General features: G+C 70.9%; 26 protein-coding genes. 23 read left to right on the forward strand and 3 right to left on the reverse strand.

From position 1 onward, the window contains the following. Nucleotides 1–32: 32 nt before the first annotated feature. The 19 genes from ACIBI5_RS31770 (at nucleotide 33) to ACIBI5_RS31860 (ending at nucleotide 17,659) form a co-directional block, all read left to right on the forward strand. On the forward strand, nucleotides 33–1,658 hold the full coding sequence (locus tag ACIBI5_RS31770) for a TIGR04028 family ABC transporter substrate-binding protein (protein ID WP_397252418.1): 1,626 nt from the start codon (nucleotides 33–35) through the stop codon (nucleotides 1,656–1,658). Next, the gene (locus ACIBI5_RS31775) at nucleotides 1,655–2,560 is read left to right on the forward strand and encodes an ABC transporter permease (RefSeq protein WP_397252419.1); all 906 of its coding nucleotides are present in this window, start codon (nucleotides 1,655–1,657) and stop codon (nucleotides 2,558–2,560) included. The genes ACIBI5_RS31770 and ACIBI5_RS31775 overlap by 4 nt, the downstream gene beginning before the upstream one ends. After that, a complete protein-coding gene (locus ACIBI5_RS31780; protein ID WP_397252420.1) occupies nucleotides 2,557–3,324 on the forward strand; it encodes an ABC transporter permease in 768 nt (255 codons plus the stop codon). Before ACIBI5_RS31775 ends, ACIBI5_RS31780 begins: the two co-directional genes overlap by 4 nt. Next, complete coding sequence (locus ACIBI5_RS31785; RefSeq protein ID WP_397252422.1) at nucleotides 3,321–4,838, forward strand: dipeptide ABC transporter ATP-binding protein; 1,518 nt, start codon at nucleotides 3,321–3,323, stop codon at nucleotides 4,836–4,838. The genes ACIBI5_RS31780 and ACIBI5_RS31785 overlap by 4 nt, the downstream gene beginning before the upstream one ends. After that, a complete protein-coding gene (locus tag ACIBI5_RS31790) occupies nucleotides 4,835–5,809 on the forward strand; it encodes a putative FMN-dependent luciferase-like monooxygenase (protein ID WP_397252423.1) in 975 nt (324 codons plus the stop codon). The genes ACIBI5_RS31785 and ACIBI5_RS31790 overlap by 4 nt, the downstream gene beginning before the upstream one ends. Beyond that, nucleotides 5,806–6,375 (forward strand): CMD domain protein, encoded by a 570-nt coding sequence (locus tag ACIBI5_RS31795; RefSeq protein ID WP_397252424.1) that lies wholly within the window; start codon nucleotides 5,806–5,808, stop codon nucleotides 6,373–6,375. The genes ACIBI5_RS31790 and ACIBI5_RS31795 overlap by 4 nt, the downstream gene beginning before the upstream one ends. Further along, nucleotides 6,372–6,923 (forward strand): alkylhydroperoxidase domain protein, encoded by a 552-nt coding sequence (locus ACIBI5_RS31800; protein ID WP_397252425.1) that lies wholly within the window; start codon nucleotides 6,372–6,374, stop codon nucleotides 6,921–6,923. Before ACIBI5_RS31795 ends, ACIBI5_RS31800 begins: the two co-directional genes overlap by 4 nt. Then, entirely contained in the window at nucleotides 6,920–7,537 is a 618-nt protein-coding gene (locus ACIBI5_RS31805) for a VOC family protein (protein WP_397252426.1), read from the forward strand. The genes ACIBI5_RS31800 and ACIBI5_RS31805 overlap by 4 nt, the downstream gene beginning before the upstream one ends. Beyond that, nucleotides 7,534–8,046 carry an OsmC family protein gene (locus tag ACIBI5_RS31810; protein ID WP_397252427.1) on the forward strand — a complete coding sequence of 171 codons (513 nt, stop codon included), beginning with the start codon at nucleotides 7,534–7,536 and terminating at the stop codon, nucleotides 8,044–8,046. The genes ACIBI5_RS31805 and ACIBI5_RS31810 overlap by 4 nt, the downstream gene beginning before the upstream one ends. Before the next feature lie 23 nt (nucleotides 8,047–8,069). Continuing rightward, on the forward strand, nucleotides 8,070–10,799 hold the full coding sequence (locus tag ACIBI5_RS31815) for a glycoside hydrolase family 2 TIM barrel-domain containing protein (RefSeq protein ID WP_397252428.1): 2,730 nt from the start codon (nucleotides 8,070–8,072) through the stop codon (nucleotides 10,797–10,799). 201 nt (nucleotides 10,800–11,000) lie between these two features. Then, complete coding sequence (locus ACIBI5_RS31820) at nucleotides 11,001–11,699, forward strand: helix-turn-helix domain-containing protein (RefSeq protein WP_397252429.1); 699 nt, start codon at nucleotides 11,001–11,003, stop codon at nucleotides 11,697–11,699. Nucleotides 11,700–11,709: 10 nt separating this feature from the next. Beyond that, the gene (locus ACIBI5_RS31825; protein ID WP_397252430.1) at nucleotides 11,710–12,945 is read left to right on the forward strand and encodes a condensation domain-containing protein; all 1,236 of its coding nucleotides are present in this window, start codon (nucleotides 11,710–11,712) and stop codon (nucleotides 12,943–12,945) included. A gap of 45 nt (nucleotides 12,946–12,990) precedes the next feature. Further along, nucleotides 12,991–13,797, forward strand: coding sequence for a lysophospholipase (locus tag ACIBI5_RS31830; protein ID WP_397252431.1), 807 nt, complete (start codon nucleotides 12,991–12,993; stop codon nucleotides 13,795–13,797). Between the two features lie 4 nt (nucleotides 13,798–13,801). Continuing rightward, nucleotides 13,802–14,275 (forward strand): NUDIX domain-containing protein, encoded by a 474-nt coding sequence (locus ACIBI5_RS31835; protein WP_397252432.1) that lies wholly within the window; start codon nucleotides 13,802–13,804, stop codon nucleotides 14,273–14,275. After that, nucleotides 14,272–14,814, forward strand: a complete 543-nt coding sequence (locus tag ACIBI5_RS31840) for a maleylpyruvate isomerase family mycothiol-dependent enzyme (protein WP_397252433.1) — start codon at nucleotides 14,272–14,274, stop codon at nucleotides 14,812–14,814. The genes ACIBI5_RS31835 and ACIBI5_RS31840 overlap by 4 nt, the downstream gene beginning before the upstream one ends. A 31-nt stretch (nucleotides 14,815–14,845) precedes the next feature. Continuing rightward, nucleotides 14,846–15,430 carry an ArsR/SmtB family transcription factor gene (locus tag ACIBI5_RS31845; RefSeq protein ID WP_397252434.1) on the forward strand — a complete coding sequence of 195 codons (585 nt, stop codon included), beginning with the start codon at nucleotides 14,846–14,848 and terminating at the stop codon, nucleotides 15,428–15,430. Next, on the forward strand, nucleotides 15,423–16,172 hold the full coding sequence (locus ACIBI5_RS31850) for an SRPBCC domain-containing protein (protein ID WP_397252435.1): 750 nt from the start codon (nucleotides 15,423–15,425) through the stop codon (nucleotides 16,170–16,172). Before ACIBI5_RS31845 ends, ACIBI5_RS31850 begins: the two co-directional genes overlap by 8 nt. 83 nt (nucleotides 16,173–16,255) lie before the next feature. Next, on the forward strand, nucleotides 16,256–16,618 hold the full coding sequence (locus ACIBI5_RS31855; RefSeq protein ID WP_397252436.1) for a hypothetical protein: 363 nt from the start codon (nucleotides 16,256–16,258) through the stop codon (nucleotides 16,616–16,618). A 159-nt stretch (nucleotides 16,619–16,777) separates the two neighbouring features. Continuing rightward, a complete protein-coding gene (locus tag ACIBI5_RS31860) occupies nucleotides 16,778–17,659 on the forward strand; it encodes a phosphotransferase family protein (protein WP_397252437.1) in 882 nt (293 codons plus the stop codon). Nucleotides 17,660–18,017: 358 nt separating this feature from the next. Here ACIBI5_RS31860 and recQ read toward each other — a convergent pair whose 3' ends face one another. Beyond that, a complete protein-coding gene (gene recQ, locus ACIBI5_RS31865) occupies nucleotides 18,018–19,826 on the reverse strand; it encodes a DNA helicase RecQ (protein ID WP_397252438.1) in 1,809 nt (602 codons plus the stop codon). A gap of 53 nt (nucleotides 19,827–19,879) precedes the next feature. After that, complete coding sequence (locus ACIBI5_RS31870) at nucleotides 19,880–21,031, reverse strand: MFS transporter (RefSeq protein WP_397252559.1); 1,152 nt, start codon at nucleotides 21,029–21,031, stop codon at nucleotides 19,880–19,882. Between the two features lie 91 nt (nucleotides 21,032–21,122). Between ACIBI5_RS31870 and ACIBI5_RS31875 the strand changes: the two genes are divergently transcribed. Beyond that, nucleotides 21,123–21,833 (forward strand): SDR family NAD(P)-dependent oxidoreductase, encoded by a 711-nt coding sequence (locus ACIBI5_RS31875; RefSeq protein ID WP_397252439.1) that lies wholly within the window; start codon nucleotides 21,123–21,125, stop codon nucleotides 21,831–21,833. A 28-nt stretch (nucleotides 21,834–21,861) separates the two neighbouring features. Continuing rightward, on the forward strand, nucleotides 21,862–22,107 hold the full coding sequence (locus tag ACIBI5_RS31880; RefSeq protein ID WP_397252440.1) for a type B 50S ribosomal protein L31: 246 nt from the start codon (nucleotides 21,862–21,864) through the stop codon (nucleotides 22,105–22,107). 10 nt (nucleotides 22,108–22,117) lie between these two features. On the opposite strand, the gene ACIBI5_RS31885 is transcribed toward ACIBI5_RS31880, so the two are convergent. Next, on the reverse strand, nucleotides 22,118–23,029 hold the full coding sequence (locus ACIBI5_RS31885) for a sugar kinase (protein ID WP_397252441.1): 912 nt from the start codon (nucleotides 23,027–23,029) through the stop codon (nucleotides 22,118–22,120). Between the two features lie 175 nt (nucleotides 23,030–23,204). Between ACIBI5_RS31885 and ACIBI5_RS31890 the strand changes: the two genes are divergently transcribed. Together ACIBI5_RS31890 and ACIBI5_RS31895 are read left to right on the forward strand one after the other, a co-directional pair. Then, nucleotides 23,205–23,930, forward strand: a complete 726-nt coding sequence (locus ACIBI5_RS31890) for a hypothetical protein (RefSeq protein WP_397252442.1) — start codon at nucleotides 23,205–23,207, stop codon at nucleotides 23,928–23,930. A gap of 86 nt (nucleotides 23,931–24,016) precedes the next feature. Further along, entirely contained in the window at nucleotides 24,017–24,709 is a 693-nt protein-coding gene (locus ACIBI5_RS31895) for a maleylpyruvate isomerase family mycothiol-dependent enzyme (RefSeq protein WP_397252443.1), read from the forward strand. Nucleotides 24,710–24,719: the final 10 nt, after the last annotated feature.

Genomic DNA, 24,719 nt, shown 5'->3' on the forward strand with positions numbered 1-24,719 from the left:
GTAAGTCCCCAGAAGTGAAGGGTCGTCGTTCCATGCCCTCAACCAGACCTGCGGTCTTCAGCGTCGCCATGCTCGCCGTCGTAGGGCTGCTGAGCTCCTGTGGAGGCGGCACCGGATCGGCCGCGGGAGCCAAAGCCGCCGACGGCAAGCCCGTCTACGGCGGCACGCTCACCTACCTGGAACACCAGCCGCCCACGTGCCTCTATCTGCCGGCGGCCGGGTTCTATCCGAACGGCGGCGTGCTCAACCAGATCACCGACAAGCTGACCTGGCAGAACCCCGCGACCCTGAAGATCGAGCCGTGGATCGCCACCAAGTGGGAGGTGAACGACGACGCCACCGAGTACACCTTCCACCTGCGCGACGGCGTGACCTTCAGCGACGGCAGCCCGCTCGACGCCGCCGCGGTCGCGGCCAACTTCGACGTGTACGGCAAGGGCGACGAGAAGTTGAAGCTGCCCCCGGCCGAATTCGTCAACAACTACGAGCGCTCCGAGGTCGTCGACCGGAAGACGGTGAAGTTCTTCTTCGACAAGTCCTCGCCCGGCTTCCTCCAGGGCACCTCGGTGATCGGCGCGGGGCTGGTGTCGAAGAAGACGATCGGCCTGCCGTACGAGGAGCAGTGCCAGCTCAAGAACGTGATCGGGTCGGGGCCGTTCACTCTGGCCAAGCAGATCGTGGACAAGGAGATCGACCTCCAGGCCCGCAAGGACTACAACTGGGCGCCGCCGTCCTCCGAGCATCAGGGCCGCGCGTACCTCGACCTCGTCAAGATCATCGTGACTCCGGAGGACAACGTGCGCGTCGGCGCGCTGACCTCGGGGCAGGCCGACTACGTGCGCTACGTGCAGGCCTACGACGAGCAGACGGTCAAGGGGGCCGGCTTCACCGTCAAGGCCGAGCCGACCCGCGGCGTCAACAACGGTCTCTACCTGCGTCCGGGCAACAGCATCCTAAAGGACGTCAAGGTCCGCAAGGCGCTGCAGAAGGGCACGAACGCCAAGGAGATCGTCGACACGCTCTTCACCGAGAACTATCCGCAGGCCACCTCGGTGCTCAGCCACCTGGCCCAGGGCCACGTGGACCTGTCGAAGGAGCTGGCCTACGACCTCGACGGGGCCGGCAAGCTGCTCGACGAGGCCGGCTGGACGCGCGGCGCCGACGGCACGCGGGAGAAGGGCGGCGTCAAGCTCCAGCTCGGCGTCTTCGTGGCGGGGCCGCAGCCGCTGTCGAAGCAGACGCTGGAGCTGGTCGCGCAGCAGTGGTCCAAGCTCGGGATCAAGCTGGAGATCCGTCCCGCCGACGCCGGCACGATGGCCGTGGACATCAAGGATGCCGAGAAGACCGCCGTCTCCCACAGCATGGTCGGCCGCGCCGACCAGGACGTGATCAAGAGCCAGTTCCACAGCAAGAACCGCGACGTGATCCTGTCCGCGGACAAGACGCTCGACACGCTGCTGGAGGAGCAGTCCGCGCTGGCCGACGTGGCGCGCCGTAACGCCAAGGTCGGCGAGATCCAGCGGTACGTGATCGAGCAGGGCTACGCCATCCCGCTGTTCGAGGAGCCCCAGGTGTACGGCGTGGCGCCGTACGTCCAGGGGGTGGCCTTCGAGGCGGTGGCCCGGCCCAGCTTCTACTCGGTCTGGCTCAATAGATGACGAAATATCTGGCTAAGAGGGTGGGTCAGGCGCTTCTGGTGCTCTGGGCCGCCTTCACCGCCGCGTACATCCTGCTCCAGGCCATGCCCGGCGACTCCATCCTGATCAAGTTCCAGAACCCGGAGCTGGGCCTGTCTCCCGAGCAGATCGCCGAGATCCGCGCCTACTACGACGCCGGTGGTTACCTGCACACCGTCCTCGGCTTCCTGCACGGCGACTTCGGCTACTCGGTCGACACCGGCACCCCGGTGCTCGAACGGCTGGCCGAAGGGCTGCCGGAGACGGCCAAGCTGGCCACGGCCGCGTTCGTGCTGGCGGTGCTGCTGGCCGTGCTCATCGCGTTCGCCGCCGCCCACAGCTCGCGGCTGCGCGGCGTGCTGCTGGCGGTGCCGTCGCTGTTCATCTCGGTGCCGGCCTTCTGGCTGGGCATCCTGCTGATCCAGGTGTTCTCCTTCCGGCTCGGGCTGGTGCCGGTCATCGGCGGCAGCGAGATCCAGCAGCTCATCCTGCCGGTGCTGACGCTGGCGGTGCCGATCTCCGCGCCCATCGCGCAGGTCCTGGCCCGCAGCCTCGACCAGGTCTTCACGCAGCCGTTCGTCCCGGTCGTCGCGGCCAAGGGCGCCTCGCGCTCGTGGATCCTGTGGCGGCACGTGGCACGCAACGCGCTGCCGCCCACGCTGACGGTGGCCGGCCTGACGTTCGGCGAGCTGATCGCCGGTTCGGTCGTGACCGAGACCGTCTTCGGCCGCAACGGCGTCGGCCGCCTCACCGAGCAGGCGGTCAACGCCCAGGACACGCCGGTGCTGCTGGCCGTGGTGGTGCTGGCCGCGACGGTGTTCGTGCTGGTCAACTTGCTCGTGGACCTGGTGTTCCCGGTGCTCGACCCGAGGCTGGCGCGATGAGGTGGCTGTCCTGGCTCGTGGTGGCCCTGGTGGTGCTCTGGGCGGTCGTGCCCTGGTTGTTCACCGGCTACGACCCGCTGAACGGCGTACCCGCGGAGAAGCTGCAGGGGCCCAGCGCCGCCCATTGGTTCGGCACCGACGCCGTGGGCCGCGACGTGTTCGCCCGCGTGGTGCACGGCTCCGTGCACTCGCTGTCGGGCGCGTTCGTCGCGGTCGGGGTGGGGCTCGTGCTCGGCACGCTGCTCGGGCTGCTCGCGGGGTCGGCGGGCGGGCCCGCCGACGAGGTCATCATGCGCCTCATGGACGTGCTGCTCTCGGTGCCCGGCCTGCTTCTCGCGCTGACCGTGATCATCCTGCTCGGCCCCGGCACGGTGAACGTGGCGATCGCGGTGGGTGTCGGCTCGGTCGCCGCCTTCGCCCGTCTCGCCCGTGCCGAGGTGGTGCGGGTACGGCGCAGCGACTACGTGGAGGCGGCCTTCGGCAGCGGCGGCACCTTCGCCGCGGTCCTGTGGCGGCACGTGCTGCCCAACTCGCTCGGACCGGTCGTCGCGCTGGCCGCCCTGCAGTTCGGCGTGGCCATCCTGGCCATCTCGACCCTCGGCTTCCTCGGGTACGGGGCCGAGCCGCCCACGCCCGAATGGGGCCTGCTGATCTCCGAAGGCCGCAACTACCTGGCCACCTCGTGGTGGCTGACCACGCTGCCCGGCGCCGTCGTGGTCGCGGTGGTGCTGGCCGCCGGCCGTATCTCGAAGGAGATCCGATGAGCCTGCTCGACGTCAGGGACCTGCGCGTCTCCTATGGGGGGCACGAGGCGGTCACGGGCGTCTCGCTGAGCGTCGGGGAAGGCGAGTTCGTCGCGGTGGTGGGCGAGTCCGGCTCGGGCAAGACCACCACGGCGAACGCGATCATCGGCCTGCACCCCGGCGACAGCGGCGAGATCCTGCTCAACGGCACCGACATCGCCCGCTGGTCGCAGCGCCGCCTGCGGGCGATCCGCGGCGCCCAGATCGGACTGGTCCCGCAGGATCCGTCGAACTCCCTCAACCCGGTCAAGAAGGTCGGCGTCCAGATCGCCGAGACCCTGCTCATCCACAGGCATGGGGACAAAACCTCGCGGCGGCGCCGGGTCCTGGAGCTCCTGGAACGCGTCGGCCTCGACGACCCGGCGAGAAGGGCCGGGCAGTACCCGCACGAGCTGTCCGGCGGCATGCGCCAGCGTGTGCTCATCGCCGCCGCCATCGCGCTGCGGCCCAGCCTGATCATCGCCGATGAGCCGACCAGCGCCCTGGACGTGACCGTGCAGCGCCGCATCCTCGACCTCATCGACGACCTCAGGCAGGAGTACGGCACCGCCGTCCTGCTGGTCACCCACGACCTGGGCATCGCGGCGGCCCGCTCCGACCGGCTGGTCGTGATGCGCGACGGCCGGGTGGAGGAGGGCGGCGGCACCCGCGAGGTGCTGGCCGCCCCGGCCGCCGCCTACACCAGGCGGCTACTGGCCGACGCGCCCGCGCTGAGCGCCCGTCCCTTCAAGGAGCCGCCGCCGCAGGCCGGGCCCGCGATCGTGGTGCGGGACCTGGTGAAGGAGTTCGGCGGTTTCCGCGCGGTGGACGGGGTCTCCTTCGAGGTGGCCAGGGGCGGCACGCACGCGCTGGTGGGGGAGTCGGGCTCCGGCAAGACCACCACCGCCCGCATCGTCACCCGCTTCGAGAAGGCCGATTCGGGGAGCGTGGAGATCCCCGGCGTCACCGAGTTCCGGCGCGGGGTGCAGCTCGTCTACCAGAACCCCTACGGCTCGCTCGATCCCCGGCACAGCGTGGCCAGGATCGTGGAGGAGCCGCTGCGCAACTTCCGGCTCGGGGACCGGGCGGCCCGCCGTACCCGGGTCAAGGAGCTGCTCGATCGGGTCGCGCTGCCCGAGGCGCTGCTGGAGCGCAGACCACGGGAGCTGTCCGGAGGACAGCGGCAACGGGTGGCCATCGCCCGCGCGCTGGCCGTGGAACCCCGGGTGGTGGTGCTGGACGAGGCGGTCTCCGCGCTGGACGTGACCGTCCAGGCGCAGATCCTGGACCTGCTGGAGCAGCTCCAGCGCGACCTCGGCCTCACCTACCTGTTCATCTCGCACGACCTCGCGGTGGTGCGCCAGATCTCTCACACCGTTTCCGTCATGAACAAGGGACGCATCGTGGAATCAGGGACGACGCAACAGATCTTCGACAGCCCGCAGGACGACTACACCCGCGAGCTGCTCGCCGCCGTGCCGGAGCCGGTGCGATGACCCGGCTCGGCTTCTTCACCCGGCTCCTGGACGACGTCCCGCCCGCCGAGCGCTACCGGCTCGCGCTGGAGCAGATCGTGCACGCCGAGCGGCTCGGCTTCGAGACCGCCTGGGTCGCGCAGCACCACTTCGACGGCGAGGAGGGCGGGCTGCCCGCGCCGCTGGTGTTCCTCTCGCACGTGGCGGCGCGGACCGAACGGATCAGGATCGGCACCGGGATCATCACGCTGCCGCTGGAGCACCCGGTGCGGGTGGCCGAGGACGCCGCCGTGCTCGACCTGCTGTCGGGCGGGCGGCTGGAGGTCGGCGTCGCCGGCGGCGGCACGCCCTCGGCGTTCGAGGCGTTCGGCAAGGACCCGGCGCGGCGCGGTGAGATCTACGCCGAGCACCTGGACGTCCTGGTCAACGCCTGGTCCGGGGGCGATCTGGGCGGCGGGAAGCGGCTCTACCCGCCGGGGCCGAGACTGCTGGACGCGATCTGGGAGGCGACGTTCTCGGTCGGCGGAGGGGAACGGGCCGGGCGGGCGGAGCACGGGCTGATGCTCTCGCGTACGCAGCCGCGGCCGGAAGGGCGGCCCGAGCTGTCGCTGGCGGAGATCCAGAAGCCGATCGTGGACGCCTACTACGCCGCCCTGCCCCCGGGGGTGGCGCCGCGGATCATGGCCTCGCGCACCGCGTTCGTCGCCGACACCCGCGAGGAGGCGCTGCACTGGGCCGCCCAAGGGCTGGCCAGGCCGGGCCTGCCGCAGCCCGACGGCGGCGGCGTGGACGAGCTCATCGCCGCCTGGGACGCCCACGTCGGCACCCCGGAGGACGTCGTGGCCAGCCTCAAGGCCGACCCGACACTCAAGCGGGTCACCGACCTGGTCTTCCAGGTGCACTCCATCGACCCGCCCCACGAGCAGGTCCTGCGCTCCATCGAACTGCTCGCGACCGAAGTCGCCCCCGCCCTGGAAGGGAGCACCGTATGACCGCCGACGTGATCGACCGGCTGGCCGGCATCCAGCCGGGTTCGCGCCTGGACCAGCTGCGCGAACGCCGCCCCGACGCCCGCGAGCACGCCCAGCGCAGCTACGAGGCGCTGTTCTGCCCCGAGACCGAGGAGCACGTCACACTCATCGAGCGCGACGCCGTGGCCGCGTTCGTCGCCGGGCTGCACCGCGACGACGCCGTCGCCGGCTTCTACGCCGAACGGCTGGGCGAGCTCGCCCCCGACCTGCTCTCCCGGGTCAAACAGGAGATCGACACCGGCCGGACCACCGGCCCGTACGGCGCCTACGGCGAGCCGGAACTGGCCGCCGAGAGCACCGTCGGACCCGTGCACCGCTCCAAGCTCGACGGCCGGCTGGCCGCCGCCTTCGACCACGCCCACCTGCTGGTCTTCCGGCCGCGCGAGGCCCAGGCGGAGCATCTGCAGAACCTCCTCGACGCCGGCTGGAGCACGACCGGCATCGTCACGCTCTCGCAGCTCGTCGCCTTCCTCACCTACCAGGTCCGCGTGATCGCGGGCCTGCGCCTGCTGGGAGCCGCCGCGTGAATTTCACCCAGGACCGGATCGGCTGGCGGCCGTGGCTCGCGCCGCTGGCCGAGGAGGAGCTCACCGATGAGCACTGGGAGGCGCTGGTCGACAAGGCGCGGGCGGCTTCGCCGTACTTCCTGCTGCTGGCGCGCGATCCGCACGTGCTGCACGCGCGCACCAAGACCGACAACGACATCTTCTACAACGCCGACGGCGGGCTGCCGCGCGCCGAGCGCGAGCTGGCCGCGACCGCGACCTCGCGCCGCAACGGCTGCGTCTTCTGCGCGTCGGTGCACGCCCGCTTCGCCAGCCACTACGCCAAGCGCACCGCCGACGTGCAGCGGCTGCTCGACGGGGGCGTCGAGGCGCACCAGGACGCGCGCTGGCGGGCGGTCATCGACGCCTCCGCCGCGCTCGCCGAAACGCCCGGCACGCTGGACGCGGGGCACCTCGCGGCGCTGCGCGCGGCCGGGCTCGACGATCTGGCCATCAGCGACGTCATCCATTCCGCCGCATTTTTCAACTGGGCCAACCGGCTCATGCTGTCCCTTGGAGAACCCGAATGAGCACTCTCGACCATCTTGTCTACGCCGTGCCCGACCTTCTGGAGGGGGTGGCCGCGTTCGCCGAGCGGACCGGCGTGACGCCCGTGGAGGGTGGCGCCCATCCCGGCGGCACCGCCAACTTCCTCGTCGGCCTGGGCGAGGGGGCGTACCTGGAGATCATCGGGCCTGACCCGTCGGTCGCGGGCGCGCGCCCGCGCGCGTTCGGGCTGGAGTCGCTGACCGCGCCGGCGCTCGCGGCCTGGGCGGTTCGTCCGGTCGACATCGACGCCACGGTACGGCAGGCCCGCCAGGCTGGCTACGACCCCGGTGACGTGCAGCCGTTGTCGCGCCGCAAGCCCGACGGCACGCTGCTGGAATGGCGGCTGACCAGGCGCGAGGACCCGGCGGGTGTGCGGCCGGTGCCGTTCCTCATCGACTGGGGCGCCACGGCGCATCCGTCGGCGTCGGGGCTGCCGCAGCTTGAGCTGGTCTCGTTCACGATCGCGCACCCCGAGCCGGACGCCCTGGCGGCCGACCTGAAGGCTGTGGGCGCCACGGCCGAGGTCGTCGCGGGCGAGTCCGTGGCGCTGCGCGCCGTGCTGGGCACGCCCGAGGGCCCGGTGACGCTGGCATGAGCACGTTGCGCGACTACCTGAAGCAGAAGCGCGCCGCACTGCTGGCCCGCCGCGAGAAGCCGTCGGACGGGCCGGTGCCGCTGCGCGCGAGCGTCACCGCCGAGGGGCGCAGCGGCGTACGCCGCATCCGCATCCGCGAGCACCAGATCCTCAGCGACAGTGCCGCCGACTTCGCCGGATACGACCTCGGACCCGGCTCACCCGAACTGCAGGCCGGGGTGCTGGGCAGCTGCGTCACGCACATCTTCCTGATCAAGGCGGCCGAGCTGGAGGTGCCGCTTGACTCCCTGTCCGTGGACGTGAGCGCCACCTACGACCCCCGCGCCCAGGCGCCGGGCAACACCGGCATCCCGGTCTACCCGCAGGACTTCCGCTACGTCGTGAAGATCGACTCGCCCGCCTCCGACGAGGACCTGGCCAAGCTCCACGCCGAGGTCGAACGCGTCTGCCCGATCCTCAACCTCATCCGCAACCCGCAGGACATCAAGGGGGAGGTAGTGCGGGTCTAGAGCTTTTTGGGAAGAATGTCCGAGTGTTCGATCATGCACCTAGCGCAGGGCTGCGCGCTCCCCGCGCGGCCCTGGCCGGCGACGCCCCAGCCATCGACCTCAACGGCCCGTGGAGCTTCCGGCTAAGCCCGGACGCCCACGCGAGCCTGGACTTCGTCCATCCCGGCTACGACGACTCCGCGTGGGATCGGCTGCCCGTGCCCTCGCACTGGCCGCTGCACGGGTACGGCTCGCCCGCGTACACCAACGTCTCCTACCCCTTCCCGATCGACCCGCCGAACGTCCCGGACGACAACCCGACCGGCGACTACCGGCGCGTCTTCGAGGCGCCGGAAGGCTGGGACGACGCGGTGCTCCGCTTCGACGGCGTCGACTCCCACGCCAGGGTCTGGCTGAACGGGCACGAACTCGGATTCACCACCGGCAGCCGCCTGGCCGCCGAGTTCACCGCGGGGCCCTGGCTGGTGCCCGGCCGCAACGTGCTGGCCGTCCGCGTCCACCAGTGGTCGGCCGCCAGCTACCTGGAAGACCAGGACATGTGGTGGCTGCCCGGCATCTTCCGCGACGTGACGCTCACCCGCTCCACCGCCGACCTGTTCGTGCACGCCACGCACGACGGGCGGCTCTCGTTCGAGGGCGACGGGCTGCTCAGCGTCCCGGCGCTCGGCCTGACCGGCCTCGAACCCGGCGTGGAGGCGCGGCTCGACGTCACGCCGTGGAGCGCCGAGAACCCCTTCCTGTACGACGCGGTCCACGTCGGCCCCACCGAGACCGTGCGGCTGCGGATCGGGTTCAGGAGCGTGTCCATCGAGGACGGCGTGCTCCTGGCCAACGGCGTGCCGCTGAAGCTGCGCGGGGTCAACCGGCACGAGTTCCATCCCGACCACGGGCGGGCGGTGCCGTACGAGACCATGCGCGAGGACGTGCTCCTCATGAAGCGCCACAACGTCAACGCGGTCAGGACCAGCCACTACCCGCCCCACCCCGCCTTCCTCGACCTCTGCGACGAGTACGGGCTGTGGGTGATCGACGAGTGCGACCTGGAGACGCACGGCTTCGGCCAGGTCGGCTGGCGGCGCAACCCCAGCGACGACCCCGCCTGGGCCGACGCCTACGTCGAGCGCATGCGGCGCATGGTCGAACGCGACAAGAACCACCCGTCCATCATCATGTGGTCGCTCGGCAACGAGTCCGGCACCGGCCGCAACCTCGGCCTCATGGCCGAGTGGGCCCGCGAGCGCGACCCGTCCCGCCCGCTCCACTACGAGGGCGACGCGACGTGCGCGGACACCGACGTCTACAGCCTCATGTACGCCTCGGTCGCCGAGGTGGAGGCCATAGGCAAGGGCACGGAAGCCGCCCTCGAAGACCCCGCCCTCGACGCCCGGCGGCGGCGCATGCCGTTCGTGCACTGCGAGTACGCCCACGCGATGGGCAACGGCCCCGGCGGCCTGCTCGACTACCAGGACCTCTACGACACCTACCCCCGGCTGGCCGGCGGCTTCGTCTGGGAGTGGATCGACCACGGCCTGCGCCACGAGAAGCTCGGCCACGCCTACGGCGGCGACTACGGCGAGCCGGTCCACGACTCCAACTTCGTCATCGACGGCCTCGTCTTCCCCGACCGTACCCCCTCACCCGGCCTGCTGGACCTGAAGGTGGTCTTCGCACCCGTCCGCATCACCTTCCCGTCCGCGGGCGAGGTCTCCATTGAGAACCGGTACGGCTTCCGCGACCTCGCCCACCTGCGCTTCGAGGCGACCGTCGAGGACGTGACCACGATCCTGGAAGTCCCGGCGGAGGGCGGCGTGATCAAGCTGCCCGGGTCTCCGGCCACCTCGGACGAGACCTGGCTGACGGTCCGCGCCGTGCTGGCCGCCGACGAGCCGTGGGCGCCGGCGGGCCACGAGATCGCCTGGGGTCAGGTACGCCTGACCACCCCGGCCCCCTCCTCCCCGAGGTCGGGCGGAAGCCTGGCGGGGGCCGAATTCTCGCCGGGCACCGGGCGGCTGGTCCGCTTGTTCGGCATCGAGGTCGAGGGGCCGAGGCTGGAGCTGTGGCGGGCGCCGATCGACAACGAGCGCTTCGGCGGCCTCGACTGGCACTGGCGCACCATGGGTTTGCACCGCCTGACGCACCGCGTGGACGCGGCCGACCGGGACGGGGACCGCCTGACGGTCGTCACCCGAGTCGCCCCGGCCGCCTCCGACCTGGGCCTGCGCACCACGTACACGTGGACAGGCGTGGACGACGGCGTGCTGCTGGAGGTCCACGTGGTGCCGGAGGGCGAGTGGAGGCACCCGATCCCACGCCTGGGCGTCGCGATGTCACTCCCCACCGCCTACGACCAGGTCACGTGGTACGGCCGCGGCCCCGGCGAGGCCTACCCGGACACCGGCCTGGCCGCCAGAGTGGGCCGTTGGTCGGCGACCGTGGACGAGCTCCAGACCCCGTACGTGTATCCCCAGGAAAACGGCCACCGCGCCGAGGTCCGCTGGGCCACATTGACGGACGAGACAGGCGCGGGCCTGCGAATCGGGGGTCACTACGGCCTGACGGCCCGCCGCTGGACCACAGCAGATCTGGAGGCAGCCCGCCACCGGCCCGACCTGGTGCCGGGAGACCGCATCCACCTCAACCTGGACCTGGCCCACCACGGCATCGGCTCCGCATCCTGCGGTCCAGGCGTCCTTCCCCACTACGAACTCCAAGCCCGGCCATCCACCCTCACCCTCCACTTCACCCACCCCTAACCCCCTCCCGGTGAACCAGACGCCACGGCGGCCCCTGGGGTGTGGTGCCGTGGTGGCTGGTCAAGGGGGCGGTCGTCGCGGCGGGGTGGTGTGAGCTGGACGACCGTTTCCTGGATGGGGGCCGGCCGGAGTATGGCGGGTGGGGTGGGGGCGGCTGGGCCGTGACAGAAGAGCGCCCTTATGGGGCTAGTGTGGCGTGTCGTGAGTGGAGAGCTGAAGGAGCGGGTCCGGGAGCTGCGGGCGACCGGGCAGTCGCCCAAGGAGATCGCCAGGGCGCTCGGCGTCAAGCCGTCCATCGTCGCCCCCCTGGTGCGGGAGATCGCCGCCGAGACCGCCGGCGGTGCCACGCCCGAGCTGGTCGGCAGCTGGGTGAGCACGGGCTGGAGCACCGGCCTGTCGGTCGCCCCCGACCGCGGCTGGACGGACACGGCGGCGGGCGAGCCCGGCACCGGCGGCCTGGTCAGCGTGCTGGTCGCGCGCCGCCACGGCTACAACCGGGTGTCGATCTGTGGGTATCTGGCCGATGTGTACTGCCTGGGGGTCAAGGTCACCCACGGCCCCGAGATCATGGACGAGCGCGGCATGCGCCAGTTCCGCGACTTCTTCTTCAGCGACTACTCCGGCTACCAGGAAGCCCCGATCGAGCTGGCCAGGCAGATCGTCTACGGCTCCGAGGAGTACGCGAGCGGCCTGGGCTTCTCGTCGTTCGAGGATTTCGAGCAGGTCAAGGGGCATCTGGGCGACCTGGAGGGGCCCTCGGCGATCACGTTCGGCCGGGACGGGCGCCCGTTCTACGTCCCGAGCCCGCAGGACGACCAGAACAAGGTCCACCGCCAACTCCGCCGCGCGGTCGGCGACGACTTCGACTACGTCGAGATCGACGTGGAAGACGATGCTTAGGTAGCGGTTCATGATGGAGGCGCCGCTCACCTGGGGACAGCAGGACGTCTGGCGCGCGGTCGTCGCGGCCGAGCCGCAGGAGCAGTACCTGAACCTCGCCCGCCTCTTCGCCCTCCAGCACCCGGTCACGCCGGAGCAGGCGCGCCACGCCCTCGACCGGCTGATCATCCGCCACGAGGCGCTGCGCACCCGGCTCACCGGCCCGCGCGCGACCCCGCGGCAGGCGCTCGCGGAGTCCGCGGCGCCGCAGGTCGAGGTGGTGGAGGGGGAGCGGCCGCACCGGGTGTCCGAGCGGCTGTCGGCGGCGCCGTTCGACTACTGGAACGAGTGGCCGCTGCGGGCGGCGTTCCTGGTCGCCGACGGGTACGTGCGCCAGGTCGTGCTGGTGCTCTGCCCCCTCTCCGTGGACGGGCCCGCCGCCGACCTGGTGGTGCGCGACTTCCGCGTGCTGCTCGGGCGCGGGGAACCGCCGCCGCACCAGGCCGACCGGCCGCGGGACCTGGCCGCGTGGCAGGTCTCGGGCGACGGGCGCGGGCACTCCGACGAGGTGGTCGCGTGGTGGCTGGAGCAGTACGCGCGCATCGACCCGTTCGAGCTGACCGCCACGCCCAAGCGGCCCCGGTACATGGAGGCGACCATGTCCTCGCCCGCGCTGGCCGCGGCGGTGCGGACGGTGGCGGCGCGACGACGGGTCGCCTCCTCGACGGCGCTGCTGACCGGAGCCGTGAGCCTGGCGGGTCGGCTGACCGGGCAGCGCACCTGCGGCATGCGGGTCAACGTCGACAACCGCTCCGACCGCGGACGGCGGGACGTGGTGTCCACGATCGCCCAGGAAGGGCTGGTCGTCCTGGACCTCGGCACCCCCGACTTCGGCGAACTGCTGGCGCGGGGCCGGCAGGCGGTCTCGCGGGCGGATCGCCGGGCGGAGTTCAACCCTTACACGATGGAAGAGGCGCTCGCCGGACGGGTCAGGACGTTCGGCCGGTTCGACGACCGGCGGCCGGGCCGGCGCGACCAGGCTCCCGAGCTGGACGCGCGGCAGATCCGGCTGGCCATGGACAAGACCGACCTGGCCTGGACCGATGCCATGGACCGCAACATCTGCGACTTCCACCTGCGGGTCGCCGGGGAGCCTGACCGCATGGAGGTCTCGCTCTACGCCGACACCGGATTGCTGTCGCCGCTGGCCATCGAGGCGTACCTGCTGGATCTGGAGCGGCTGTTCGTGGAGGAGTCCCTGGTCTGAGTCCCCGGGAAGGAATACGATCACCGCAACTACGGTGGAGGTCGCATGTCAGAGGCGCAGGAGATCACCTTCACCGGCACGCGCGGGCCCCTCGCCGCCCGCCACTGGCCCCACCCCTCGCCGCGCTACGTCGCCCTCCTCGTCCACGGGTACGGCGAGCACTCCGGCCGCTACGAACACGTGGCCGCCCACCTGGTACGGCACGGCGCCGCCTGCTATGCCGTCGACCACATGGGACACGGCCGTTCGTCGGGCGAACGCGTCCTGATCCACGACTTCGAAGAGGTCGTCACCGACGTACACCAGCTGGAAGAACGCGCCAGGGCCGACCACCCGTGGCTGCCCGTCGTGGTCGTCGGCCACTCGATGGGCGGCATGATCGCCGCCCGCTACGCCCAGCGCTACGGCGCCGACCTGGCCGGGCTCGTGCTGTCCGGCCCGGTGATCGGCTCCTGGGACGTTATCGGCGTCCTGCTCGCCATGGACGACCTGCCCGACATCCCGATCGACCCCGCCACGCTCTCGCGTGACCCGGCGGTCGGCGCCGCGTACGCCGAGGATCCGCTCGTCTGGCACGGCCCGTTCAAACGCCCCACGTTGCAGGCCTTCGCCCGCACCCTCGGCCAGATCGCCGGTGGCGGCTCGCTCGGCGACCTGCCCACGTTGTGGATCCACGGCGAGGACGACCAGCTCGTCCCGCTCAGCGGCAGCCGGGGCGGCGTCGAGGCGATCAAGGGCGCCCACTTCAGCGAGCGCGTCTACCCGGGCGCCCGGCACGAGGTGTTCAACGAGACCAACAGGGACGAGGTCCTGCGGGAGGTCACCGCCTTCGTGGACCGGGTCCTCCCCTAGCCTCGTGGATCGATTCCGCGCCATCGTGGACGTGCACGTCCTGCTCCTGCGTGCGCCGGAGGAGGTGCTGCTGATCCGGCGCGCCGGCACCGGCTACCGCGACGGCCAATGGCACCTGCCCAGCGGGCACCTGGAGCCGGGCGAGACGGTCGTGGAGGGCGCGATCAGGGAGGCGCGCGAGGAGGTCGGCGTGGTGATCGCGGCCGCCGCGCTGCGGTTCGTCCACGTGATGCACCGCTCGCCCGACCGGGTCGGGCTGTTCTTCGCCGCCCTGGAGTGGGCCGGCGAGCCGTACAACGCCGAGCCGCACAAATGCTCCGCCATCGGCTGGCATCCGCTGGCCGGGCTGCCCGCCGACACCGTGGACTACCCGGCCGCCGCGCTGGCCGCGATCGGGCGCGCGGAGCCGTTCGCCGTGTTCGGGTGGCCGGCCGGAGGCGATGATTTCCCCGGCGGGGCCGGGTCTATCCCTGTGTGAGCGCCGTCCTGCTCGAACGAGCCGTCAGCTACACCCTCGGCAGCCTGGTCCTGGTCAGACCCGAGCTGCTGGGCAACCGGACGCCCTGCGCGCGATGGGATCTGCGCGCGCTGCTCGACCACATGAACGACTCCCTGCTCGCGCTCGCGGAGGCGGGCGACCTCGGCCACGTCGCGCTCCGGCCCACCGGCTGCGAGGGCGATCCGGCCGGGATGCTGCGCCGCAGGGCGTGCCGCCTGCTCGCCGCCTGGCCGGAGGTGTCCCGCTGCTCGCAGGTCGCCGTCGGGGACGCGTGGCTGGCGCGCGAGGTGGTGGCGGGGGTCGGCGCGATCGAGGTGGCCGTCCACGGCTGGGACGTCGCCGCCGCCTGCGGTGACGTCCGTCCCGTGCCGGAGCCGCTGGCCGCCGCACTGCTCGATCTCGCGCTGGGGTTCGTGGACGACGATGACCGGCCGCACCGCTTCCATGCTCCGGTACGGCCCGCCTCACCTGCGCGTTCTTCCGATCGGTTGTTGGCGTTCCTCGGCAGGTCGGCTTGACAGTTTTATTTTTCAAGGGCAGCCTGGAGGCATGCACGACATCGCGGTGATCGAAGATCCGGCCGCGGCCGAGGCGTCACTCGATCCGATGCGCACCCGGCTGCTGGCCGCTCTCGCCGAACCCGGATCGGCCACCACGCTGGCCGCGAAGGTCGGCCTCGCCCGGCAGAAAGTCAACTACCACCTCAAGACACTCGAGAAGCACGGCCTCGTCGAACTCGTCGAGGAGCGCAAGAAGGGCAACTTCACCGAACGCGTCATGCGGGCCTCCGCCGCGTCGTACGTGATCTCGCCCAGCGCGCTCGGCGCCGTACAACCCGATCCCGCCCGCGCGCCCGACCAGTTGTCGGCCCGCTGGCTCCTCGCGCTCGGCGCCCGGCTCGTCCGCGAACTCGGCGAGCTGATCACCGGCGCGGCCAAGGCCAAGAAGCGGCTCGCCACGTTCGCGATCGACGGCGAGGTCCGCTTCGCCTCCGCCGCCGAGCGTGCGGCGTTCGCCGAGGAACTGGCCACCTCGGTCGCCGTCCTCATCAGCAAATATCACACCGAAGAAGGACGCGATCACCGGCTGCTGATCGCCGTCCACCCCGTCGTCAAGGAGCAAGGGCATGGGTAAGGACTTCTCCATCCAGAAGGACACCGAACTGCGGGCGACCCCCGAGCAGGTCTGGGACGCCATAGCCACCGGACCCGGGCTGAGCTCGTGGCTGTTCCCCTTCGCCATCGAACCGGGAGTGGGCGGCGTCATGCGCCTCGACGTGCCCGGCGTCACCGAAGAATCCACGATCACCGGCTGGGACCCGCCCCACCGCCTGGCCGTGAAGAGCGCCGAGGGCGAGGACGGCACCTTCCAGGCCTACGAATACCTGATCGAAGGCCGCGACGGCGACACCACGGTCCTGCGCTTCACCCACTCCGGCCACGCCGGCGAAGGCTGGGGCGAGGAGTTCTTCTCCAGCCTCAACACCGGCTGGGACCAGTACTTCCACACCCTCGCCCAGTACCTCCTCCACTTCCCCGGCCGCACCGCCGTCTACGCGCTGGCCGAGGGCCCCAAGGGCCAGAAGGACCTCTGGCCCAGGTTCAGCGCCGCACTCGACCTTCCCGCCGCCCCCGAGGAAGGCGACCGGGTACGGCTGGCGCCCGACGGAGCCGAAGGCGTCGTGGACTACGTGGTCATCTCGGGGGACAAGGGCTTCATGTTCGGCGTACGGACCGCCGACGCCTTCTACCGCTTCCACGGCCTGGGCGAGGGCATGGGCGGCGGCGTGGACATGGCCGTCCACCTGTTCGGCGCCGACGACGCCAAGGAGACCGAGCGAACCTGGAAGACCTTCCTCGCCGACACCTACAGCTGAACCCGGCGTCCCGTTGAACCGGGTGGGGAGGCGAGCCCGTACTGCTCTTCGTCACAGACGGAAATGACGAACAGGAGTACGACATGTTCGCAAGAAAGCTCGCCTTCGCCACCGTCATCGCCGGTGCCGCCGCGGCCATCGGCATGGCCCCCGCCGCGAACGCCGCCGCCCTCCAGAAGGTCACGGTCAAGGTCACCAACAAGGCGTCCTTCACCGCCACGGTCTGCGTGACCGACAACCTGGGCGGCGGTTGCCGCGACATCGGCCGGGGCAGATCGCAGCTCTTCCGCGTGGAGCCCGGCCGCGGTACACCGGTCAACGTCCGCGTCCTCGCCAGAAACGGCGGCAGCGACGACATCTCGGTGGTCACGGGCAGAACCTCCCTGACCTTCGAAACCCGAGGCAACCGGACCCGCCCGACCGTCAAACTCACCTCCCGCCGCTGACCCCCGTACGGCCGTGACGTCAAAGGCCTCAACCCGCACGACCGTGAGGTCACGAAGCCTCAACCCGCACGACCGTGAGGTCACGAAGCCTCAAGCCGCACGACCATGAGGTCATAAGGCTCAAGCCCGCCCGGATCGCGGAACCTGAATACTGGCCCGATGCGCCCAGAAGACCTCCGCCTCATCTCCGAGACCATCGGCAGCCCGGTGACATCGGTGTCAACGCTGGCAGGCGGCTTCTCACACGAGACGTGCCTCCTGGAGCTCCCCGACGGTCAGGTGGTGGTACGGCTGGGCGGCCCCGACCCGGCGATCGAAGCGGCGGTGATGGCGGTGGCCCGCGACCACGTCCCCGTCCCAGAGGTCCTCCACCTGCTGCCAGAAGCCATGATCCTGGAATACGTCCCCGGCATCCCCCTGACCGAGGCCTTCACCGAACCGGGCATGAAGGAACTGGGCCAAGAGGTAGGCCAAGTGGTAGCGAGAATCGCCACCGTCACCTTCGACCGCCCAGGCTTCTTCGCCGACGCGGCCCTGTCCATCCCCCCACAACCCCCATGGTCATCCCAACTCCCGGAGATGGCCGCCACCTGCATGGCCGCAGCGGGCCACCGCCTGGACCCCGCCACCCGAGAAGCCTGGCTGTCCCTCTGCACCACCCACGCCCCGGCCCTGAGCGAGATCGACACCCAGCCCTTCCTCGTCCACGCCGACATCAACCCGAAGAACATCCTGGTCACCCGACGAGACGGCACCTGGCAGGTGGCCGCCATCCTGGACTGGGAGTTCGCCTACTCAGGCTGCCCGTACGGCGACGCCGCCAACATGACCCGCTTCGGAGCCGACTACCCCGAGGACTTCGTGGACGCCTTCCGCGAAGCCTTCGGCGGCCACCACCCGCACGATTGGGAGTATCTGGGCTGGGTCCTGGACATGTTCGCCCTGAGCGACCTGGTAACCCGCCCACCCGGCCACGAAATAGCCGACCAAGCCGCCACCCGAATCCACACCCTGACCACCCAAACCCCACCCCACCCCTAACCAGCCGCCCCCACCACACAGCCCGGAACACTCCGTTTTCGAGCCTGGGGCAACCTCAGAGCCACTCGCCGAGCCGCTCCTTCTCACGCCGAGACCGTCTCGGTCGCAACCCAGGCTCCCGCCAACAGGAACTCAGCCGGGTGGGTATGGACCCGGCTGACCGGCTCACGACCCGGGGAGCGCGAGGGGCCGGAGGCCTCTCGCCGGGGGTGCGGGGGCTTGTCCCAGCTGTCACTGCCCGAGTCCTCGGCGCGCAGCGCCCCTTCGCGAGGACCACGCAGAGGGGTGCGGGTGCTCGCCCCCGCTGTCACTGCCCGAACCTCATGGCGCGCAGCGCCCCTTCGCGAGGACCACGCCCTTAGGAGTGGAGGGTTTCGAGGACCTGGGGGCCGAACTTGGCGAGTTTGTTTTCGCCCACCCCGCTGACGGTCCCCAGCTCCGGCAGTGTCGTCGGGTTGCGGGTGGCGATCTCGCGGAGTGTCGCGTCGTGGAAGATGACGTACGCCGGAACCCCCGTCTCCTTCGCCGTGGCGGCACGCCACGCACGCAGGCGTTCGAACCGGGGAGCCGCCTCCGGCGTGAGGTCCACCACCTCGCGGGACTTCGACGAGCCGCCGCCCGAGCGCGACGGGGTGCGCGGCTTGAGGTCGCGGCGGAGGTTGACCTTCTGCTGGCCGCGCAGCACCCCCGTGCTCTCGTCGGTCAGCACCAGGGCTCCGTAGGCGGGTTCGACGGCCAGGATGCCCTGGGCGAGGAGCTGGCGGACGACTCCGTGCCACTCCGGCCCGGTCAGCTCGGTGCCGATGCCGAAGACGGTGAGCGTGTCGTGGCCGAACTGCTCGACCTTCGCCGTCTTCTTGCCCAGCAGGATGTCCACCGCCTGCCCCACGCCGAACTTCTGCCCGCGTTCCCTGGCCAGCCGCAGCACCGTGGACAGGACCTTCTGGGCGGGCACGGTGGCGTCCCAGGTTTCCGGCGGGGTCTGGCAGGTGTCGCAGTTGCCGCAGGGAGCGGTGCCTTTTTCGCCGAAGTAGTCGAGGAGCATGACGCGGCGGCAGGTCACGGTCTCGCAGAGGGCGAGCATGGCGTCCAGGTGGAGCGCCTGGCGGCGGCGGTGGGCCTCGTCGCCCTCCAGCGCCAGGCGGCGGTGCTGGACGACGTCCTGCAGACCGTAGGCCATCCACGCGGTCGCGGGCTGGCCGTCGCGGCCGGCCCTGCCGGTCTCCTGGTAGTAGCCCTCCAGGGATTTCGGGAGGTCCAGGTGGGCGACGAAGCGGACGTCGGGTTTGTCGATGCCCATGCCGAACGCGATCGTGGCCACCACGGTCAGTCCTTCCTCGCGCAGGAAGCGGGACTGGTGCAGGGCGCGGGTGCGGGTGTCGAGGCCCGCGTGGTAGGGGATGGCGGCGATGCCGTGGTCGGAGAGGTGCTCGGCGATCTTCTCCGCCGAGGAGCGCGACAGGCAGTAGACGATGCCGGCCTCGTCGGGGTGCTCGGTGCGGATGAAGTCGAGGAGCTGCCGCTTCGGCTCGCTCTTGGCGGTGATGCGGTACTGGATGTTGGGCCGGTCGAAGCTGGCCACGAAGTGCCGGGCCTGCTCCAGGCCGAGGCGGGCCGAGATCTCGGCGTGGGTCTCCGGGGTGGCGGTCGCGGTGAGGGCGATGCGGGGGATGTCGGGCCAGCGTTCGTGGAGGCCGGAGAGCATGAGGTAGTCGGGGCGGAAGTCGTGGCCCCATTGGGAGACGCAGTGGGCCTCGTCGATCGCGAACAGGGCGACCTCGCCCTTCTCCAGCAGGCGCAGCGTCGAGTCGACGCGCAGGCGCTCGGGAGCCAGGTAGAGGAGGTCGAGCTCGCCGGCCACGAAGGCGTTCTCCACCCGCTGGCGTTCGTCGAAGTCCTGGGTGGAGTTGAGGAAGCCGGCGCGGACGCCCAGCGCGGTCAGCGCGTCGACCTGGTCCTGCATCAGCGCGATCAGCGGGGAGATCACCACCCCCACGCCCTGGCGGACCAGGGCGGGGATCTGGTAGCACAGCGATTTGCCGCCGCCGGTCGGCATCAGGACGAGCGCGTCGCCGCCGGCGACCACGTGCTCGATGATCTCCTGCTGGCCGGGCCGGAAGGAGTCGTAGCCGAAGACGCGGTGCAGGACCTCCAGGGGCGTATCCATGCGGCTACCTTACGTGGCGAGGGAGGAAGGGTCAGGGCGTTCGCCCACGGCGATCAGGCCGACAGGCCCCGTGAGACAAGGCGATCGTAGGCGATCAGGCCGACAGTCCCGGTGAGACAACAGGCGGCGACCGCGATCATGGCCACGGGGAAGCCCATCATCGCCGCGATCGGGGGCGCCACCGCCTTGGCCACGGTGATCGGCAGGGCCAGGGCGCCGCTGATGGAGGCGTAGGCGGCGGTGCCGTACCTCTCGGCCAAGAGCGCGGGGCGGGCGATGGTGGCGACGCCGAAGCCCAGCCCGAACAGGACCACCGCGCCGATCGCCCCGGCCACGCCGCGGCCGGCGATCGGCAGCAGCAGCGCCGCGCCGCCCTGCAGCGCGAAGACGGCGGCGGCCACAGGCGCGACCCGGAAGCGGCTCTGCAGGCCGGTCGTGACCACGCGGCCGGTCACCGAGAGCACTCCGAGCAGGCCCGCGACGGCGGCGGCGAAGACGGGGGAGTGGCCGAGCGCGATCAGGTACGTGACCAGCAGGATGCCCATGACCGACACCGCGCCGGTCTGCGCCAGGAAGGCGAGCGCCAGCAGCCAGAACGGCCGTTCGCGCAGGGCCGCGCCGACCGCCGCGCGCGAGGGCGGCGGGCGTTCGGCCGCGCGCCTCCGCACGGTCAGCCAATGCAGGGGTACGGCCAGCAGCCCGTACGCCACGGCCAGGACGACCAGGGCGGCGCGCCAGCCGTACCGCTCGACGAGCAGGCCCGTGACCGGCAGGAAGATGCTGGACGCGAACCCCGCGACGATCGTGACGGCCAGCAGCGCCCGCGGCCGCCGCGCCGCGTCGAACCAGGCGACGATCACCGCGAAGGCCGCCTCGTACAGCACCATCGCCGACGCGACCCCGAGCACCGCGCAGACGAGATAGAGCTGAACGAGGTTCTGCACCTGTGACCAGGCGAGCAGCGCGCCCGCGCCCAGGGCGGAGCCGAGCGTCATCAGCCCGCGCCCGCCGCGCCGGTCGAGCCAGCCGCCGATCAACGGCGCCACCAGCCCGGACAGCAGGATGGACAGGGTGAGTGCCCCGGTGAGCTGCGGCACGCCCGCCCGTAGCTCCCGCGACATCGGCATGATAAAAACCGAAAAAGCGTAATAAAGCACGCCGAAGCCAGCGGTCTGCGTGATCGCCAGAGCGGCGACCATCCGCATCCCCTGCGGAGGAGACCCACGCCGATCCTCCACGATCACACCCAAGACCCTTCCCCCGGGCAATCACGCTATGTGGTGATATGCATCACCTATGGGCTATGTCGTCACAGGAGGCAGCAAGGGAATCGGGCGCGCCATCGTCGAACGCCTGCCCGGCACCGTCGTCGTCATCGACAGGGAACCCCCCGAAGGCCACGACGACCGCGTGATTCCGGTGCTCGGCGACGCCGCCGACGAGCAGGTGGCGCGCGAGGCGGCCCGCCGGGCGGCCCCGCTGACCGGCTGGGTCAACAACGCGGCCGTCTTCGGCGACGCCTCCCTCCACGACGTGCCCGTCGAGCGCGTGCGCCGCCTGATCGCCGCCAACCTCGACCTCGCCGTCGTCGGCTGCGCCGTCGCCGTCCAGACCTTTCTCCGATCCGGTACGGCGGGCGCCATCGTCAACCTCACCTCCCACCAGGCCACCAGGGCGGTGCCCGGCGCCCTCCCCTATGCCACAGCCAAAGCCGCCGTCGAGGGCCTGACCAGATCCCTGGCCGTCGAGTACGGCAGGCACGGCATCCGGGTCAACGCCGTGGCCCCGGGCTCGGTCGCCACGGGCCGCTACGAGGAGATGGCCACCCCGGAGATCGAGCGCGAGATGGCCCGCCTCCACCCGGTGGGCCGGGTGGCCAGGGCGGATGAGATCGCCGCCGTCGTGGCGTTCCTGCTGTCGGAGGAGTCGTCGTTCGTCAACGGCGCCACGGTCCCGGTGGACGGCGGCAGGACCGTACTCGGATTCGACCCCGAAGCCAGGGAATGAAAACCATTCCCACTTGGTTGAGGCGGCCATGAAGAAGAACCTGCACCCCGAGTACCGCCCGGTCGTCTTCCGCGACAAGAGTGCGGATTACGCCTTCCTCACCCGATCGACCAGGTCGAGCGCCCAGACGATCGAGTGGACGGACGGCCGCGTCTACCCGGTGGTGGACGTGGACGTCTCCTCCGCCAGCCACCCCTACTACACCGGCCGCGGCCGGGTCCTGGACACCGCGGGCAGGGTCGAGCGCTTCAGGCAGCGTTACGGAAGCGAGTAAGGGTGGCCGTTCAGCCCGCGCCCGCCTGGGCCGTACCCGCGCCGAACCGCGGCAGGTCGGCGCGGGCCGGTAGCGTCTGCCACTCGCTGGCGCCGGTCGTGGCCGCCGCGCTCAGCATGCTGCCGCGCGCCAGGCGCTCGGGCGGGGTGAGCCCGTCCAGGGCGGCCGAGATGTAACCGGCCGCGAACGCCTCCTCCGACCCGGCCACGTCCACGACCGGCACCTGCGTGCGCGGCACGTCGTAGCGCATCCGGTCGGCGCGCACGCTGAAACCCTTCGTACCCCGGCTGACCACCACCTCGCGCTCGGGCGTGAGCGCGGGCTTGACCAGGTCGAGCTCGTCCTGGTCGACGAACAGCAGGTGGGAGGCGCGGGCCAGCTCGCTCAGGACCTCCTCCGCCTCGCGTACCGACGGCCACAGCGAGGGCCGGTAGGTGACGGCGAAGGAGATCAGGGCGTCGGCGTTGCGCGCGGCGGTGACCGCGATGCGCACCGCCTCCAGGCAGTCGCGGCCGAGCGCCGCGGTGGTCCCGGTGATGTGGAGCAGGCGCGCGGCCCCGATCCTGTCGATCGGGACGTTGCCCGGTGACAGGCGGGTGCCCGCGGAACCCCCGTGGTAGTAGGACGTCAGGCCGGGGTATCCGACCCGCGACTCCTTCAGCAGCAGCCCCGTTGTGGCGCTGTCGTCGACGCGCGTGTCGGCGATGTCCACGCCCTCCCCGCGCAGTACGGAAAGGGCCCGCGCGCCGAGTTCGTCGGCGCCCACCTTGCCGAGGAAGGCCACCCGGTGCCCGAGCCGCGACAGGCCTATGGCCAGGGAGAACTCCGGGCCGCACACGTCGAGCCTGGCCTCGTTGTCGTGGCGGACCCGGCCGCTGGAGACGACACCCATGACGGCGCCCAGGGTGTAGACATCGGTCATGGAGCCTGACTGTAGCCGCACATAACGGATTTCTGCGCTTTACCCCTGGTCGGGACCGTGATCAAATATTTCTCGTAACTTTAGACAACCTTTTCCACTCCCGGTGCCTCAAAGTAGTAGAGGAGCTGGCTATCCCGAGCCGGCTCCAGAGAACGGGGAGAGGATTAGCACCCTCATGAAGAAGATCGCAGTAGGCGCCATCTCCGCCATGGTCGGCGGCGCGATGCTGCTGACCGGTGGCGCCGCTTCCGCTCAGCAGAAGACGTCATCCGTAGACATCCAGAGCATTTCGCCGAACCCGGTCGTCGTCCCCAAGGGCGGCGAGGAGGACGCGTTCATCAGGGTCAACGCTTCATCTGACGTTGACAAGGTCACGGTGAAGGTCCAGCCCGAGGGCGACAGCTTCCGCACTCTCAGCGAGAAGACCGTCACCCAGCACAGCTGGCGCTTCGCCGTGTCGTTCGACAGCAACGACCCTGAAGGCAAGTGGAGCGCCATCGCGGAGGCGTGGAAGGACGGCAAGAAGGTCGCCGAGGACAAGGCGTACTTCTCCGTCGACGTCGAAGACGCGGGCAAGGCCGACAGCCGGATCACGCGCTTCAGCGCCGACCCGTCCAAGGTCCGCAAGGGCAAGTACATCCACTACACCGGTCGCCTCCAGGCCGACGACGACGGCTGGGAGGGTGCTCGCGGCGAGAAGGTGAACATCTACTACCGCGCCAACGGCTACAGCACCTGGAAGTGGGTCGCCTCCGGCAAGACCGGGTGGGGCGGCAAGTTCTACGCCAAGTCGCGTGCCTGGAAGTCCGGCACGTTCAAGGCGGTCTTCAACGGCAGCGACGAGCTCAACGGCTCCGAGAGCCGTCGTGACTACGTGCGTGTCGTTCGCTGGCACCACTGAGCACTAGGCGCCATCTGAGAGCCCGGTCCCGCAGGGGCCGGGCTCTCGCATGTTCACGACGGCCTCAGCGAGGTAGCTAAGAGGGTATGGAGCTGCTGAAAGACTTCGACCCGTTCGACATCTTCGACGCCGAGGCGGCGCGCCTGGACGCGTTCTTCTCCGGCCTCGACGCCGCCGGGTGGGACCGGCCCTCGCGCTGCGCCGGATGGTCGGTGCGCGACGTGCTCGGTCATCTCGCCGGGGAGGAGCTGTACAACCACGCCGCCCTCGACGGCACCGTGCAGCAGCTCATGGCCCGCCTGGCAGGCGAGGGCGTCACCGGCTTCAACGACTTCAACGAGTGGTGTGTACGGCGGCGCCGCGCCGTACCCCTGTCGGAGGTCCTGGCCGAGTGGCGGGAGAAGAACGGCGAGACCCGCGCCCGCATGCGCGCCCTCGGCCGGGACGCGACGCTCGACACGCTCGCCGGCCCCTACCCCGTCGGCGACCAGGCCTTCCACTACGACTCCGAGTACGCCACCCACGCCGACGACGTCGGCGCGCCCGTCACGGAGGAGGAGGTCGAGGGCAGGACGCTCTGGCGGGTCGCGGTGGGCCGCTTCGCCCTGGGGGAGCACGACGCGAAGATCCAGGTCGAGCAGCCGGCCGACCACATCTGGGTGAACGCCGACGGCCACGAGGCCACCCTGTCCTACCCGGAGTTCGTCAACGCGACCGTGGGCCGTCCCGACGAGCGGACCGATCCGCGGATCGCCGAGGCACTGAGGTGCCTGGCCTGAGAGGGGGCCG

This window comes from Nonomuraea sp. NPDC050540, assembly GCF_044457485.1.
GTDB lineage: Bacteria > Actinomycetota > Actinomycetes > Streptosporangiales > Streptosporangiaceae > Nonomuraea.